Genomic DNA, 16417 nt, shown 5'->3' with positions numbered 1-16417 from the left:
GATGTTTGCGCCAGATCAAACATCACCATGGGAACAAGGCGCACGCGAATTGCTCCTCCGCCGACCATCGTATTGAAGATTCGTACCGTATGGCGTGTTCCCCATGCGCGTTTTCGGCACTTGCGTCATGATTTTCGCTCGACCGGTAGACTGCATCGTTCTGACAGGCATTTCTCGTCCACCTCGCCGTCGAACTCCTTTTCAGTACCAAAATTCATTTTTCTACGACGAGTGAGATCGATTTGACTCAGCTCATCTGCCTTCTCCACATCGGTCGTTGCCCGCATGCCGCGACGCGACGAAGATGGTATTGCTTGTTCCAGCGAATTCGACCAAACCACTGCGGCTATCCGCCATTCATGGGAGTCAAAATTATGAAATCGTCAATCAGAACGGCCGTTTTCTGCACCTTGGTCGCAGTGTCGCTCAGCACATTGGCAAAGGAATACTCGATCAGTTTGTCCGCCAACACAGGATTGCAATCCGGCGACGCACTTTACTCGTCAAACAAAAAATATGTACTGACACTACAAGCTGGCGACGGTAATTTGGTCGTCTATCGTACGGCCGACATGAAGCCAATATGGGCAACATAGGCGTACAATGGGAAATTCGCAGTCGTGCAACCGGATGGCAACTTTGTTGTGTACGACACGGCAGTCACACCAGCGCTTGCGGTTTGGAACTCAGGCACATGGACCACAGCCACCACCAACGACGTGCATCTCTACATCCAAGACAGGGGCGCGCCGGTTCTCAAACGCGAGGGCGTGGCGACTTGGGCTACGCCGTCCGACCGCTCGTGCCCGGGAGGCGGCACTATACAATTTTTCCCGATTTGCATTACAAACGGCTCGCTTCGGTGGACAGAGTCTGTCCCTGTCTGCACTTGGGCGGAGGCTCTTGAATATGGCGAGCAAAAAGGCAGGGCGAAGCCTGGAGCGTGCAGATAATTCATCCTCACATCGTAAGGACTTGTCGACCGACGCTGATGGGCAGCGGCATAACCCTGAACAGCCGGACACAAGAGCATATGCCAGCCCCGCAGCGCGCTGGGACCAGCACCGCTGTTGATAATCCGCACGTGGGGCGGCCGTGTGTTCCCATCACCCACTGCACGAGGACGTGGCGTTCGCGGCCCGCCATCTCTTCATGCCTGGACCGCCTTTTTGCATGTCATGCAATCGGTATGTCCGTACTCGCGTCTCGCTACGAATACGGACAAGCGTTCCTTACGCCGCGTCCAGCATCCCGCTATAACACGCATCGGCAAACCCGATCCGGTCGGTGGTCGCGTTGCGCGCATCTTCGACGCTGATCTTCTTCTCGCGCAGCAGGTTCACCAGCGCCGTGTTCATCGAATGACAGCCCGCGTTGAACTTGCCGGTGCCGCCGTCCATCAGCGAGCGCACTTCGCCCACGCGGCCCGATTCGATCATGCGCACCACTTCCGGATTCGAACTGAGGCACTCGGTCGCCAGGTAATAGCGCTCCCCGCCGACCGACGGCAGCAAGGCCTGGCACAGCACGCCGCGCAGGGCGCTCGCCAATGCCTGCGCCTGCGCATCCGAATTGCCCAGCAGGCGCAGCATCTTCTGCAAACCCAGCTCGGTCGAACGCGCGTGCAGGGTGGCCAGCACCAGCGGCCCCGATTCGGCCAGCGCCAGCGCTTCCTGCGCGGTCTGGGCGTCGCGGATCTCGCCGATCACAATCACGTCCGGCCGCTCGCGCAGCGCGTCCAGCGCGCCGAGGTAGTAACTCTCGACGTCGCCGTCGAAGCCCACTTCGCGCTGGGTGATGATGCATTTACGCTGCGGGATCAGGGTCTCGACCGGGTCTTCGATGGTGATGATGTGACCCGAACGCGTCTTGTTGATCTGGTCGATCATCGAGGCGATGGTGGTCGACTTGCCCTGGCAGGTGTCGCCGATGATCAGCACCAGGCCGCTGGTGAGCAGCGCAAAGTCCTGCTCCGCCGCGCGCAGGCCCAGTTGATTGAGCGGCAGCGGCTCGCGCGGAAAGCGCCGCACCACGCAGCCAAGCCGCTTCTTGCCCTGGAAAGTAAAGCAGTTGGCGCGGATGCGCGCCGTGTGCAGGTCGATCGAGCGGTCGAACGCACGGTCGGCGATGCGCTCGGCCCAGGCGGGCTCGATCACTTCGAAGAACTCTTCCAGCTCCTCCTTGGTGATCGGCGAATCGGTCACCGCCACCAGCCCTTTCGGCTGGCGCAGCATCAGCGGACTATTCTGATGAATGATGATGTCGCTGAAAATGAGCTTCGAATTGAGCAGGTGAAGAATCTGTTCGACCAGGGTGCCGAACACCGGATGGTCTTCATTCTCGACATAGGACAGGGTACGGATCTGCGAGGACTGGTGGTTTTCCATCTGGCTCTTGGCGTGGTCAATAGTGCCGATAATTATAAGACCAGTCCCCGCAAAAAATTGCAATCCTGAAAGATAATTTTTCAGGATGGTCACATCGCAGCCCTTCCTGTGTCACTCCAGCGCAACAGCGCGGCGCGCTCTGGCCAGCCGCGCGAGCCCGCAGGCGACGCCCACCGCCATCACGGCCGCCAGCGCCGCCACCGGCGCCATGCCGGTCAGGCGGCCGTCGGCCGCTTCGCCCAGCTGCCAGCTGGTCACCAGCGCGGCCGCGCCGATGGCCACATCCTGCACCAGGCTTTGCAGCGACATGAAACCGGCCCGCTCGTGCGGCGACGGCACCTGGCTGACGGTGGCGGCCATGGTCACATTGCGTCCCGCGTTACCGGCCATGAACAGCACGAAGAACAGGATCGGCAGCGCCGCGCCCAGGCCGAAGAACGGCGCCATCCCCACGCAGAAAGCGATCGACGCCAGCGAAGCGGCCAGCACCGGGCCGGAACGGTCGGCCAGGCGCCCGAGCAGCTGCACCGTCAGCAGCGCCACCACGCCCCCGGCGAAATACAGCATGCCGAGCTGCGCGCGCGGAAAGCCCAGGTTCAGCAAGAAGTACGCCGAAAAATGCGGGATCACCAAAAAGGCCGAAAACGCGCTGCCAGCCTGCAGCAGCATCGCCAGGCGCACCGCGGGCCGCGCCAGCAGGATGCGCGCGGATACCTTTTCGCGCGCGTTCAGGTGCCCTTCCAGCGCGGGCAGCAGGCACGCCATGGCGACGAGCACCAGCGCCGCCAGCGCCCCCACCATGTAAAACGGCGCCTGCCAGCCGCCGATCCGCGCCACCTCCAGGCCGAGCGGCACGCCGGCAATCGCCGCCAGCGAAAAGCCCAGCATCACCTTGGCCATGGCCTTGCCGCGCTGCTCGGGCGCCGTCATGTCGATCACGATGGCCATGCCGATCGCCACCGCCGGCCCGCCAAAGGCGCCGGTCAGCGCGCGCGCCACCATCAACGCCGGCAAGCCGTGGCAAAAGCTGGTCGCCAGGGTCGCCAGCGCCAGCAAGCCGAAGGTGAGCAGCAGCGCTGGTTTACGGTCGAAGCGGTCCAGCAGGCGGAAGGTGACCAGGCTCGATAGCGCCGACGCCAGCGTGTAGGCCGCCGCCAGCCATCCCAGGCGGTCGACCGCAAAGCCATGCTCGCGCGCCAGGTCGGGGCCGAGCGGCAGCACCATCATGAAGTCGACCAGGTACACGAACTGCAGCGCCGCGACCAGCAGGATTGCGCGCGACTGCTTAGACATCGGCGCCTTTCCGCCGTGCCGCCACGTCCGCGCGCAACGCTTCGCGCGCGGCGCGCAGCATGGCCGCCGTCTCGTCCCAGTCCACGCACGGGTCGGTCACCGAACAGCCGTAGCGCAGGGCCGACAGTTCGGCGGGAATCGCCTGGTTGCCCGCCTCGATGAAGCTCTCGACCATCACCCCGGCCACGCTGCGGTTGCCCGCCAGGCGCTGGCGCACCACGTCGGCCATCACGCCGGCCTGCAAGCTGTGGTTCTTGTTCGAGTTATCGTGCGCGCAGTCGATCACGATGTTCGGCGGCTGGCCGCCCTTGCCCAAGGCCTGTTCGGCCAGCGCCACGCTGGCCGCATCGTAGTTCGGACGCCCTCCTCCGCCGCGCAGCACCAGGTGTCCGTACGGGTTTCCCGGCGTGCGGATCACCGCCGCCCGGCCATCGGCGTCGATGCCCAGGAACGCATGCGGATGCGAGCTCGATGCGATCGCGTTGACCGCCGTATCGACCTTGCCGTCGGTGCCGTTCTTGAAACCCACCGGCATGCCCAGGCCGGACGCCATCTCGCGGTGCGTCTGCGACTCGGTGGTGCGCGCGCCAATCGCGGCCCAGCTGATCAACTCGCCGACGTAATGCGGCGACACCGGGTCGAGCGTTTCGGTCGCCGCCGGCAAACCCAGGTCGGCCACCTCGATCAGGAAGCGCCGCGCCAGCGCCAGCCCTTCGTCGATGCGGAACGAGCCATCCATGCGCGGATCGTTGATCAGCCCTTTCCAGCCAACCCGCGTGCGCGGCTTTTCGAAGTACACGCGCATGACCACGAACAGCGTGTCGGCCACTTCGTCGGCCAGCGCCTTGAGCCGGCGCGCGTAATCGCGTCCCGCGTGCAGGTCGTGGATCGAACAGGGACCGACCACCACCATCAGGCGCGGGTCGCGGCGGTCGAGAATATCGCGCACGGTCTGGCGCGCGGCGCCGATCGTCAGGGCGCTGGTATCGGACAGCGGCAGTTGCGCGCGCAGCTCGGCGGGCGACGGCAGCGGGCCGGGCGTATCGTGCGACAGCGGAGACAGGTCGCGCTTCATGCGCGCTCGCCGCGGGTGGTGGCGGGGGCGGCGGGGGCCGGCGCGGCGGGCGCGGCGAACAAAAGCGCACCCGGTTGGCGAGCGGTGAAGTGAAGTGCGGGCATGGTAGGTCTTCTCAAGTGGGATGAACAATTGCCATCGTTGACAGGTGTGAAACTTAAGCATACCATACTCGATAAATGCGAATCAATCTCATTTGCATTAATATTTAGGTTGTAAATGATTATCATTTCGATCTATAGTTCGGCCCCGCCTACCCGGCGATACGCTCCGACTGCCCTCCTAACGCAAGGAACCTCACCATGAATGACAGACTGCACGGCCACTACCTGAGCCGCACCAGCGCGGCCGACCTGTGCGCGCACTACGAAGCTGGCGCCACCCTGTTTTCGTCGCCCGGCCACACGCTGCTGGCCAGCGGCAAGCGCAGCATCCTGGCGCCGCAGTCCGGGGCGACGCTGGCCGATGCCGCGGCAAGCCTCCTGCGCGCCGCGCGCCGCGACGGCGAAGCGCTGCCGGTGATGATCGGCGCCGTGCCCTTCCTGGCCGACGCCCCGGCCCACCTGTTCATCCCCGAGCACGTGCTCATCGCCACCGGCCCGGCCAACCTGCCGGCGTCCACGCCGCAGGCGCCGGCGGCGCGCGCGCGCTTCCCGCGCACCATCGCCGCCGTCCCCGACCAGGACCAGTACCGCCGCGCCGTGGCCCGGGCGGTCGAACGCATCCGCGCCGGCCAGCTGGAAAAGGTGGTCCTGTCGCGTTCACTGACGCTGGAAACCGAGATCGACGTCGCCGCCCTGCTGGCACGCCTGGGCGCCCGCAACGCGCACGGCTACACCTTCGCCATCGACCTGACGCCGGACGACGACGGACGCCGCACCCTGATCGGCGCCAGTCCCGAGCTGCTGCTCTCGCGTACCGGCACCCGCGTGCGCTGCCATCCGCTGGCCGGCTCGATCCCGCGGAGCGCCGACCCGCATGAAGACCAGCGCCGTGCCCAGGGCCTGCTGGCATCGCAAAAAGACCTGCACGAACACGCGCTGGTGGCCGACATGGTGGCCGACTCGCTGCGCCCCTGGTGCCACTCCGTCAGCGTACCGGCCGTGCCCTCGCTGATCGCCACGCCCACCATGTGGCACCTGGGCAGCGAAGTGACAGCGGAACTGAACGAGCCCGGCATGACCTCGCTCGCCCTGGCCATGGCGCTGCATCCCACCCCCGCCGTCTGCGGCCACCCCGCCGCCGACGCGCGCAGCTTCATCGGCGAAGCAGAAGGTTTTGACCGCGGCTTTTTCGCCGGCCTGGTGGGCTGGATGGACGCCAACGGCGACGGCGAATGGGCCGTGACCCTGCGCTGCGCCGACGTGCGCGCCCACAGCGCCACCCTGTACGCAGGCGCCGGCATCGTGGCCGGCTCCGACCCCGAACTCGAATATCTCGAAACGTCCGGCAAGCTGCGCACCATGCTGCGCGCGATGGGCCTCGAAGCGGTTCTGGAGGAAGCGGCATGAGCGGTGACTATCTGCCCGGTTTCACCCCCGGTGTTGTTCCATACCCCGACGACTTTGCGGCGCGCTATCGCGCAGCCGGCTACTGGACGGGTGAAACCTTCGGTTCCCTGCTGCGCGAACGCGCAAACCAATACCCCGACAGCACCGCGCTGGTATGCGGCACGCGCCGCTGGAGCTACGCCGAACTCGATCTGCGCGCCGACCGCTTCGCCGCCGGCTTGATTGGCCTCGGCATCGCCGCGCGCGACCGCGTGGTCGTGCAGCTGCCCAACGTGGCCGAATTTTTTGTGGCCTGCTTCGCCCTGTTCCGCATCGGCGCACTGCCCGTGTTTGCCCTGCCCGCGCACCGCCGCCATGAAATCGGCCACCTGTGCGCCTTCACCGACGCCGCCGCTTTCATCATCGCCGACGCCGATGGCGGTTTCGACTACCGCACGCTGGCGCGCGAGGTGCGGGCCGAAGTGCCAGCCCTGACGCGCGTGATCGTGCTGGGCGAGCCCGCCGAATTCATTTCCTTCGATTCTCTGTACGCCGACGCCGCGCCAATCGCCGGCCCGCGGCCGGGCGACGTGGCTTTCCTGCAGCTCTCCGGCGGCACCACCGGCCTGCCCAAGCTGATCCCGCGCACCCACGACGACTATCTGTACAGCGTGCGCGCCAGCGCCGACATCTGCGAACTTGACCAGGCCAGCGTGTATTTGTGCGCCCTGCCGGTCGCGCACAACTTCCCGATGAGCTCCCCGGGTTCCTTCGGCGTGTTCCATGCCGGCGGCTGCGTGGTACTGGCGCGCCGGGCCTCGCCGGACGACGCCTTCCCGCTGATCGAAGCCGAAGGCGTGACCATCACCGCGCTGGTGCCGCCGCTGGCCATGATCTGGCTCGACGCCGCCGCCACCACGCGCTACAAACTCGATAGCCTCAAGCTGCTGCAAGTGGGCGGCGCGCGCCTGTCCGCCGAAGCGGCCTGCCGCATCAAGCCGGTGCTCGGCTGCGCGCTGCAGCAGGTATTCGGCATGGCCGAAGGCCTGGTCAACTACACCCGTCCGGACGACACGCCGGAGCTGACCGCCAACACCCAGGGCCGCCCGATCTCGCCCGCCGACGAAGTACGCATTGTCGACGACGAAGACCGCGACCTGCCCGATGGCGAGATCGGCCACCTGCTCACGCGAGGGCCCTACACCATTCGCGGCTACTACCGCGCCGACGAACATAACCTGCGCGCCTTTACCAGCGACGGTTTCTACCGCACCGGCGACCTGGTGATGCGCCTGCCCTCCGGCCACCTGGTGGTCGAAGGCCGCGCCAAGGACCAGATCAACCGGGGCGGCGACAAGGTCGCGGCCGAAGAAGTCGAAAACCACCTGCTGGCCCACCCCGCCGTGCACGACGCCGCGCTGGTGTCGATGCCGGACGCCTACCTGGGCGAGCGCAGTTGCGCCTTCATCGTCACGCGCGGCGCGCCGGTACGGGCAATTGAACTCACGCGCTTCCTGCGCGAACGCGGCGTGGCGCAATACAAAATCCCCGACCGCATCGAATTCGTCGAACGCTTCCCGACAACGGGCGTCGGCAAAGTCAACAAACGCCAGCTGCGCGAACAGATCGCCCAGTTGATCGGCACTCAATCACAAGATCGGCAAGCACCATGACCATCCCGAAAATCGCCTCCTACCCCATGCCCACGGCCATGCCGGACAACCGCGTCAGCTGGATGCCGGAACCCAAACGCGCCGTGCTGCTGATTCACGACATGCAGGAGTACTTCCTCGACTTCTACGACAACGCCGCCGCGCCGATTCCCGAACTGATCGCGCACATCGGCCAACTGCGCGCCGCCGCCGACGCCGCCGGTGTACCGGTCGTCTACACCGCGCAGCCGGCGGTGCAATCGTTTGAAGACCGCGGCCTGCTCACCGACTGGTGGGGCCCCGGCCTGACCGCGCGGCCCGAACGCGCACCGGTGGTGGCAAGTCTGGCGCCGCGCCAGCAAGACGTGGTGCTGACCAAATGGCGCTACAGCGCCTTCTTCCGCAGCGACCTGCTGGCGCGCATGCGCGAACAGGGCCGCGACCAGCTGATCGTGTGCGGCGTGTACGCCCACATCGGCTGCCTGATGACGGCCGCCGACGCCTTCATGAGCGACATCCAGCCTTTCCTGGTGGGCGATGCGCTGGCCGACTTCTCGGCCGAACAGCACCAGATGGGCCTTGACTACGTGTCGCAGCGTTGCGGCGTGGTCGCCAGCACCGCCGCCGTGACGGGCGCGCTCAAGCCAGCCGCCACCTGGCACGCCACGCGCACCGCCCTCCAGGCCGAAGTGGCGGAACTGCTGGCCGTTCCCGCGTCGGACCTGCTCCCGGACGACAACCTGCTGTTCGCCGGCCTCGATTCGATCCGTTTGATGAGCCTGATCGAACGCTGGCGCCGCGCCGGCATCGAGACGACCTTCGTCGAACTGGCCGAGCGCCCGACCCTGGCCGACTGGTGGGAACTGCTCGACGCGCGCCGGGTGACCCGGTGAGCGGCGCGCGCCTGGCGCTGACCAGTGCCCAATACGGCATCTGGCTTGGACAGCAGCTCGACGCCGCAAGCCCGGCCTACTGGACGGCGGAAGCGGTCGAACTGAGCGGCCCGCTGGAGCCCGCCCTGTTCGACGCCGCGCTGCGCCAGGCCGTGCGCGAATGCGACGCCCTGCACATGCGCTTCGCCAGCGACGGCGACGCGGTCTGGCAAACGCCCGATCCGGTTGAGGACTGGCCGTTCGCGCAGCACGTCATGAGCGGCGCCGACGCCCGGCTGTGGATGCAGGACGACCTGCAACAGCCGGCCGACCTGGCACGCGGCCCGCTGTTCGCCAGCGCGCTGCTGCACATCGGCCCCGAAAAAGCGCTGTGGTACCTGCGCACCCATCACATCGCCCTCGACGGCTTTGCCTACGCCATGCTGGCGCAGCGCGTGGCGGCCCTGTATTCGGCGCTGTGCGCCAATACCGACGCACCGCCCGCGCGCGCCGGCAAGCTCGATCCGGTGGTGGCCGAAGATGCCGCCTACCTCGCCTCGCCGGCGTACGCGCGCGACCGCGACTTCTGGATGGCGCGCATGATGAACGCCCGCGCACCGGCCATGCTGGCGCCAGCGGCCAGCGTCGCGCGCGGCGTGCGCCGTGTACGCGGCGGCGTCGCCACCAGTGCCATCGAACGCTGCCAGGCGGTGGCTGCCGCCGCCGGTGTGGACTGGGCCGCCGTGCTGATCGCCGCCACCGGGGCCTGGCTGCGCCGCTACTCGTCGGCGGGCGACCTGACCCTTGGCCTGCCCGTCATGGGCCGGCTTGGCTCGGTGGCGCTGACGATTCCCTGCATGGCGATGAATATCGTGCCCCTGCGCTTGGCGCCCATGCCGTCGCAATCGCTGGCCGGCCTGGCGCGCGAAGTCGCCGCCGAGATGAAGGCGATCCGCCCGCACCAGCGCTACCGCTACGAACACCTGAAGCACGACCTGGGCATGAGCGGCGGCACGCGCCGCCTGTTCGGCGCGGTGATCAACCTGATGCCGTTCGACCGCCCGCCGGTATTCGGACCCTTGCAGGCGCTCTCGCATCCGGTGTCCGCCGGTCCGGTCGAAGACCTGTCGATTACCATCGCGCCAGGGGCGAACAGCCGCATCGACATCGAAGCCAATCCGGATGCTTACGACGACGCCACCCTGCATGCGCTGCACGCGTCGCTCCTCGACGCGCTGGACGCCCTGCTCGCGCAGCCCGACGCGGCACTTGCCGACGTTCTCGGACAAGCGCCGCACGCAACACCGGCGCTGGCGGCCGGCGGCCCGCTGCCAGGCGCACCGGTCTGCGTGCTCGCGTCCCTGCTGCGCCACGACGCGCGCAAGACCGCCCTGATTCACGGCGACACCCAACTCAGCTACGCCGACCTCGTGACGGCGGTGCAGAACATGGCCGGCCGCCTGCGCGAGGCCGGCGTGACCGAAGAAAGCCGGGTCGTACTGCTGCTGCCGCGCAGCCTTGATACCGTGATCGCCATGCTGGCCATCATGTGGGCCGGCGGCGGCTACGTGCCGCTCGACCCGGACGGCCCTGCCCTGCGCGTGGCCGCCGTGCTGGAAGACGTCAAACCCACGCTGGTGGTCAGCCTGCGCAAGTACGCGCCACTGCTGCCCATCTCCATGCCGCTGCTGTGCATCGACGAAGCCGCACCAGGCGATCCAATGCCAGCCCCGCTGCCGGTCGCCGACAGCGCGCTCGCCTACATCATCTACACCTCCGGTTCCACCGGCCGGCCCAACGGCGTGATGATCGAGCGCACCGCGCTGGCCCACTTCGGCGCCGGCGCCGGCGCCCGTTACCAGATGACTGCGGCCGACCGCGTGCTGCAATTCGCGCCGCTGCATTTCGATGCCAGCGTCGAAGAGATTTTTCTCACCCTCGGCGCCGGCGCCACCCTGATCCTGCGCGACGACGCCATGCTCGAATCGCTGGAACGCTTCGTCGACGCCTGTGCGCGCCTGCGCATCAGCGTGCTCGATCTGCCGACCGCGTTCTGGCACGAACTCGCCTTCCACGTCGGCCAGGTTGACGCAAAGCTGCCCGACTGCCTGCGCCTCGTCATCATCGGCGGCGAAGCCGCGCTGGCCGAAAGGGTGGCGCGCTGGCGCACCGCCGCACCGGGCCATCTGGTGCTGCTCAATACCTACGGCCCGACCGAAGCGACCGTCATCTGCACCACCGCCCAACTGGCCGGCCCCGACGCCATCGCCTGGAGCGGCGACGCGGTTCCGATCGGCCGCCCGCTGCCCGGTGTCGACATCGCCGTCTGCGCGGAGCACCCGGTCGGCATCGGCGAAGAAGGAGAGCTGTGCCTGATCGGCGGCGGCCTCGCGCGCGGCTACTTCGACCGAGAAGCGCTGACCGCCCAGCGCTTTGTCACCCTGCCCGACGGCCGCCGTGCCTACCGCACCGGCGACCGCGTGGTGCTGGGCGACGATGGAGAACTGCGCTACCTGGGCCGGCTGGACGACGAAGTCAAGATCAGTGGCCACCGCATCGATCCGACCGAGATCGAAGCGGCCCTGCTGCAATACCCCGGCGTGCGCGAAGCGGCGGTGGTGTGCCAGTCGCACAGCGACGGCGCCAAGCACCTGCGCGCCTTTGTCGCCACCGCCGGCAAGCTCAATGCACCGGCCCTGCGCGCCTTCCTGGCCGAACGCCTGCCGGCGGCGGCGGTACCCGCCAATTACGCCAGCCTGGCGCGCCTGCCGCGCAACGCCAACGGCAAGATCGACCGCTCCGCGCTGCGCGCCAGGGAGCTCGATGCCGCGCCAACGGCAATCGGCGCCACGCCGCTCGAACAGTCGGTCATGTCCGTCTGGCGCGAAGTGCTGGGCGTGGAGGCCTTGACGCCGCTGGACGACTTCTTTGCCCTCGGCGGCAAATCGCTGCAGGCGATCCAGGTCGCCAACCGCCTCGGCGCGGCGCTCAAGCGCGAAGTGGCGGTATCGGCCCTGTTCCGCCACCGTACCGTGGCCGCGCTGGCGCACTCGCTCGGCACCGTCGGCCATGCTCCGCCGGCGGCCGCCGCCGGTGGCGAGTTCGCGCCGCTGCTGACCATCCAGCGCGGCAGCGGCCCCGCCCTGTTCTGCGTGCACCCGGCCGAAGGCCTGTCGTGGTGCTACCTGGGGCTGGCCGCCTACCTGCCGCATACGCCGATTTACGGCCTGCAAGCGCGCGGCATGAGCGGCACTCCACCAACCGACATCGACATGCAGATTGACGATTACCTTGGCCTGGTGCGCGGCGCGCAGCCGCACGGCCCGTACCGCCTGATCGGCTGGTCCTCGGGCGGCGGCCTCGCCCACGCGCTGGCGGCGCGCCTGCAAGCGCTGGGTGAAACGGTGTCGCTGCTGGCGATGATGGACTCCTACCCGAGCGACATCTGGGAAGGCAAGCCGGAAGCCGAAGAGCGCGACGCCCTGATCGCGATGCTCGATGTGATCGGCGCGCCCTCGGTCGACGCCGACGGCCAGCCGCTCGGGCGCGAGGCGCTGCTGGCGCAGTTCCGCCAGCCGGGCAGCTCGCTCGCCACGGCGGACGACGCCCACCTCGAACGCATCACCACCACCGCGCTGCTGTCGATGCGCCTGTACCGCCAGCTGCGCCATCCGCGCTATGAGGGCGACGTGCTGTTCTTCCATGCCAGCCGGCGCGGGCTTGAGGCCCCCGACTGGAAAGGCTGGACGCCGTACGTGAGCGGCCAGCTCGAACGCATCGACGTCGATTGCACCCATTCGTCCATGAGCCAGCCGGCGCCCCTCGGGCACATCGGCCGCGTGCTGGCCCAACGCATTCACCCGGAAGGCAAATCATGACCACTCCCAAACGCACACCGCCAAGGATGCTGTACGTGCGCCGCACCTTGCAACTGACCCCGTTGATGCGCCGGATCACCCTGGCCGGCGACGCGCTGGCCGGCTTCCCGCCAGAGAGCGACGGCGCCCACATCAAGCTGCTGCTGGCGCGCGAAGGCCAGCGCGAACCGGTGCTGCCGACGCTCGGCCCCGACGGCCCGGTGTGGCCGCCGGCCGACATCCGCCCCATCGCCCGCACCTACACCGTGGCCCGCTACGACGCCGACGCCGGCGAACTCGATGTGGACCTGGTACTGCACGGCGACGACGGCCCCGCCTCGCGCTGGGCCGTGCACGCCCAGGCGGGCGACGCCGTCGGCGTGGCCGGTCCCGGCGGCCCGCCGCGCTTCGTGCCCGACGCCGACTACCACCTGATGATCGGCGACCCGAGCGCGCTGGCAGCGATCGCCGCCGCCCTGCGCGGCGTGCCACGCAAGGCGCGCGGCACGGTGCTGATCGAAGTGCCCGACCACTCCGAAGTCCAGGCCCTGCCCTACCCGGCCGCGTTCACAGTGCACTGGCTGTCGCGCCGTGGCGCGCGCGCTGGCGCCAGCACCCTGCTGCTCGACGCCGTCAAGGCGCTGGCGTGGCCGGCGGGCCGCGTGTCCGTCACCCTGGCCGGCGAAAGTAACCAGCTGCTGGCCGTGCGCGACTTCCTGCTGCACGAGCGCGGCGTGGCCCGCGCCGGCATGTACGCGGTCCCGTACTGGAAAGACGAACACACCGAAGAGGCGTACCACGCCGAACGCCACCGCATTATGGATGAACTGGAAGAAGCCGAATCATGATCACATTCTCACCCCTGCTCCGCGTAGCCCTGTTCGCACTCATGGCCATGTGCGCCGCGCCCGCGTTGGCGCAGCGCAAGATCGTGGATGCCGCCAACCGCGCCGTCACCGTGCCCGAACGCGCCCAGCGCGTGGTCGCCCTGTCCGAACTCGATCTCGACGCCCTGCTGGCGCTCAAGATCAAACCCGCCGGCGCCACCAAAGGGCGTGGCCAGACCGCCATGCCGCGCTACCTCGGCGCGGCGGCTAACGCGATCCCGAGCGCCGGCAATTTTGCCGCGCCGGTGCTCGACCTGGTGGTCGGCATGCAGCCCGACCTGATCCTCGCCGGCGGCATGAGCGACCCCGAACTGCTGACCCAACTGGCCAAGATCGCCCCCACGGTGGTCACCTACCAGCCGGGCGAAAACTGGCAAGCCACCTTCCGCCGCATCGGCGCGGTCATGGGCAAGTCGCCCGAAGCCGACGCATTTTTGGCCGACTACCTCGCCAGGGCCGACGCTTTGCGCAAGCGCCTCGGCGAGCGCGCCGACACCACGGTCAGCGTGGTGCGCTGGAATCCGCAAGGCCCGTCGTACATGCTGCGCGATTCGTTTGCCAGCCTGGTGCTGGCCGACCTCAAGATGCGCCGCCCCGCAGCGCAGATGCAGCCGGGCGCCGCGCACTCGCGTCCACTGAGCCTGGAAGCGCTGGCGGCCATCGACGCCGACTGGATTTTTGTCGGCACCCTGAGCACCAGCGGACCGGCCAACGACGCCCTGGCCGCGGCGCGCCAGTCGCCGCCATTCCGCCAGCTTGGCGCCGCGCAGCGTAACCAGGTGCGCGCGGTGGACGGCTCGCTCTGGACCAGTCCCGGCGGCCCGCTGGCCGCCCTGGCGATCCTGGCGGACGTCGACAAAGCCCTGGCCGCGCCTTGAGTCCAGCCGGCCGCATCGCGCTCCTCGCGCCCATCCTGCCAGCCTTGCTGCTGGCATCGATGCTGACCGGCGCCGGCGACGCCGGCATGGCCGACCTGCGCGCCGTGCTGGCCGGCGGCGACAACTCGCCCCTGCACATGATCGTGCGCGACGTGCGCGCCCCACGCACGCTGGCCGCGCTGCTGGTCGGCGCAGCCCTTGGCGTGGCCGGCATGCTGATGCAAACAGTCACCCGCAACCGCCTCGCCGAACCGGGCCTGCTCGGCGTGAACGCCGGCGCCGCGCTCGGCGTGGTGGCCGGCATCACCTGGGCCGGCGCGGAGTCCGGCCTTGCGTACCTGCTGTGGGCCGGCGCCGGCGCCCTGCTCGGCAACGCCTGCGTGCTTGGCGTGGCCAACGCCGGACGCGGCTCCAGCAGTCCGCTGCGCCTCGTGCTGGCGGGCGTGGCGCTGGGCGCGACGTTTCATGGCCTCAGTTCGGCCATGCTGCTTAGCCAGCCGTCCGGTTACGACCAGTACCGCTTCTGGGTTCTCGGTTCGCTCGCTGGCTCGAACGGCGGCATGCTCCTGCTGGCCGCGCCCTTCATCATTTTTGGACTGCTGGCCGCGCTGTTCCTGGCGCGCCCGCTGTCGGCCATGCTGCTCGGCGACGACATCGCCCGCTCGCTCGGACACTCGCCGCGCATGCTGCGCGGCGCCGTCGCCTTCACGGCCACGCTGCTGACCGGCAGCGCGGTCGCCCTGACCGGGCCGATCGCCTTTCTCGGTTTGCTGGCGCCCTTCCTGGCACGCGCGCTGGCGCAGGGACTGGCGGCGCAACTGGCGGCATCGGCATGGGTCGGCGCGATTGTGCTGCTGTTCGCCGACCTGGGCGCGCGCCTGGTGGCGCAGCCGTTCGAAACGCCGATCAGCGTCCTCACCGCCTTGCTCGGCGCGCCGCTGCTGGTGTGGCTGGCGCGCGGGAGCGCTAGATGATGGCGCCCGAAACAGGCTTGGTGGTGCTGCGCGGCGGCGCGCTGTCGGTGCTGGTGGCCAGGCGCTCGCTGGTCGCCACATTCGCCTTGCTGCTGGCGCTTGCGCTGGCGGTCGGCGTGGCCTTGTCGGCCGGCCCCGCGTGGCTGTCGCCATCGCAGCTGCTGGCCGTCATCAATGGCGACGCACCCGGCGGCACGCGCCTGATGGTGCTGGAATTCCGCCTGCCGCGCGTGCTCACCGGCGTGCTGGCCGGCGCCTCGCTCGGCCTGGCCGGAAGCCTGATCCAGACCCTCACGCGTAACCGCCTAGCCTCGCCCGACATGCTCGGCGTGGCCGATGGCGCCATGCTGGGCGTGTTCATGGCCCTCATCGCCGGCACCACCGGCATGCTGGGGCCATGGTGGGTTGGGCCGCTGGGCGCCCTGGGCGCGGTGGCCCTGCTGCTGTTGGCCAGCGGTCCGCTCGACAGCCGTGGGCAGCGCCTGCTGGTGGTCGGCATCGCGATTGCCAGCCTGCTGCGCGCCGGCGCCGAACTGGTGCTGTCGCAGCAGGAGCTGATGCACGCCAGCGCGCTGTACGCGTGGAGCATCGGAAGCCTGAGCGGGCGCACCTACGGCTCGGCCCTGCCGCTGGCCGTCGCCCTGCTCGTGCTGCTGCCACCCGCGCTGCTGGCAAGCCGCCGCCTGGCGCTGCTGCGTTTTGACGCGGACATCGCGACAAGCCTTGGCTTGCCGGTGCGCGCCACCCAGTGGCAGGTACTGCTGTGCGCCGTGCTGCTGGCCGGGATGGCGGTCGGCGTGTGCGGGCCGATTGCCTTCGTGGCGCTGGCCGCGCCCTTCATCGGCGAGCGGCTGGTGGGCTACGGACGCGGCGCGCTGCTGGCGTCGGCCTTGTGCGGCGCGCTGCTGGTGGCTGCCGCCGACACCCTTGGCCGCGTGGTGCTGGGCGACGCCGAACTGCCGGTCGGCGTGATCTGCAACCTGCTCGGCGGACCATTTTTGCTGTACCTGCTCCTTCACGAGCGCAACGGAGAAACGCAGTAATGGACAAAC

General features: G+C 68.6%; 11 protein-coding genes. 8 read left to right on the top strand and 3 right to left on the bottom strand.

Annotation, left to right across the window (positions count from 1 at the left end):
• Positions 1-1232: 1232 nt before the first annotated feature.
• The 3 genes from F2P45_RS24760 to F2P45_RS24750 form a co-directional block, all read right to left on the bottom strand.
• Positions 1233-2387, bottom strand: coding sequence for a type IV pilus twitching motility protein PilT (locus F2P45_RS24760; RefSeq protein ID WP_166880833.1), 1155 nt, complete (start codon positions 2385-2387; stop codon positions 1233-1235).
• A gap of 111 nt (positions 2388-2498) precedes the next feature.
• Positions 2499-3680: an MFS transporter gene (locus tag F2P45_RS24755; protein ID WP_166880831.1), complete on the bottom strand. Its 1182-nt coding sequence runs from the start codon at positions 3678-3680 to the stop codon at positions 2499-2501.
• Positions 3673-4755, bottom strand: a complete 1083-nt coding sequence (locus tag F2P45_RS24750) for a 3-deoxy-7-phosphoheptulonate synthase (protein ID WP_166880830.1) — start codon at positions 4753-4755, stop codon at positions 3673-3675. The genes F2P45_RS24755 and F2P45_RS24750 overlap by 8 nt, the downstream gene beginning before the upstream one ends.
• Before the next feature lie 302 nt (positions 4756-5057).
• Here F2P45_RS24750 and F2P45_RS24745 point away from each other — a divergent pair, with 302 nt between their 5' ends.
• From F2P45_RS24745 to F2P45_RS24710, 8 genes are read left to right on the top strand one after another with little or no spacing between them, the layout of a single operon-like run.
• Positions 5058-6266 (top strand): isochorismate synthase, encoded by a 1209-nt coding sequence (locus F2P45_RS24745; protein ID WP_166880828.1) that lies wholly within the window; start codon positions 5058-5060, stop codon positions 6264-6266.
• Positions 6263-7918 (top strand): (2,3-dihydroxybenzoyl)adenylate synthase, encoded by a 1656-nt coding sequence (locus F2P45_RS24740; RefSeq protein ID WP_166880827.1) that lies wholly within the window; start codon positions 6263-6265, stop codon positions 7916-7918. The genes F2P45_RS24745 and F2P45_RS24740 overlap by 4 nt, the downstream gene beginning before the upstream one ends.
• Entirely contained in the window at positions 7915-8790 is an 876-nt protein-coding gene (locus F2P45_RS24735) for an isochorismatase (RefSeq protein ID WP_166880825.1), read from the top strand. Before F2P45_RS24740 ends, F2P45_RS24735 begins: the two co-directional genes overlap by 4 nt.
• Entirely contained in the window at positions 8754-12647 is a 3894-nt protein-coding gene (locus F2P45_RS24730; protein ID WP_223164828.1) for a non-ribosomal peptide synthetase, read from the top strand. Before F2P45_RS24735 ends, F2P45_RS24730 begins: the two co-directional genes overlap by 37 nt.
• Positions 12644-13474 carry a siderophore-interacting protein gene (locus F2P45_RS24725; RefSeq protein ID WP_166880823.1) on the top strand — a complete coding sequence of 277 codons (831 nt, stop codon included), beginning with the start codon at positions 12644-12646 and terminating at the stop codon, positions 13472-13474. The genes F2P45_RS24730 and F2P45_RS24725 overlap by 4 nt, the downstream gene beginning before the upstream one ends.
• Positions 13471-14391, top strand: coding sequence for an ABC transporter substrate-binding protein (locus F2P45_RS24720; RefSeq protein ID WP_166880821.1), 921 nt, complete (start codon positions 13471-13473; stop codon positions 14389-14391). Before F2P45_RS24725 ends, F2P45_RS24720 begins: the two co-directional genes overlap by 4 nt.
• Positions 14388-15365, top strand: a complete 978-nt coding sequence (locus F2P45_RS24715) for a FecCD family ABC transporter permease (RefSeq protein ID WP_223164827.1) — start codon at positions 14388-14390, stop codon at positions 15363-15365. Before F2P45_RS24720 ends, F2P45_RS24715 begins: the two co-directional genes overlap by 4 nt.
• Entirely contained in the window at positions 15362-16408 is a 1047-nt protein-coding gene (locus tag F2P45_RS24710; RefSeq protein WP_166880819.1) for a FecCD family ABC transporter permease, read from the top strand. The genes F2P45_RS24715 and F2P45_RS24710 overlap by 4 nt, the downstream gene beginning before the upstream one ends.
• Positions 16409-16417: the final 9 nt, after the last annotated feature.

Source organism: Massilia mucilaginosa (assembly GCF_011682145.1).
Lineage (GTDB): Bacteria > Pseudomonadota > Gammaproteobacteria > Burkholderiales > Burkholderiaceae_D > Telluria_A > Telluria_A mucilaginosa.
Note: the sequence above shows the minus strand (reverse complement) of the source record. Positions and strands in the feature narration are given on the sequence as shown.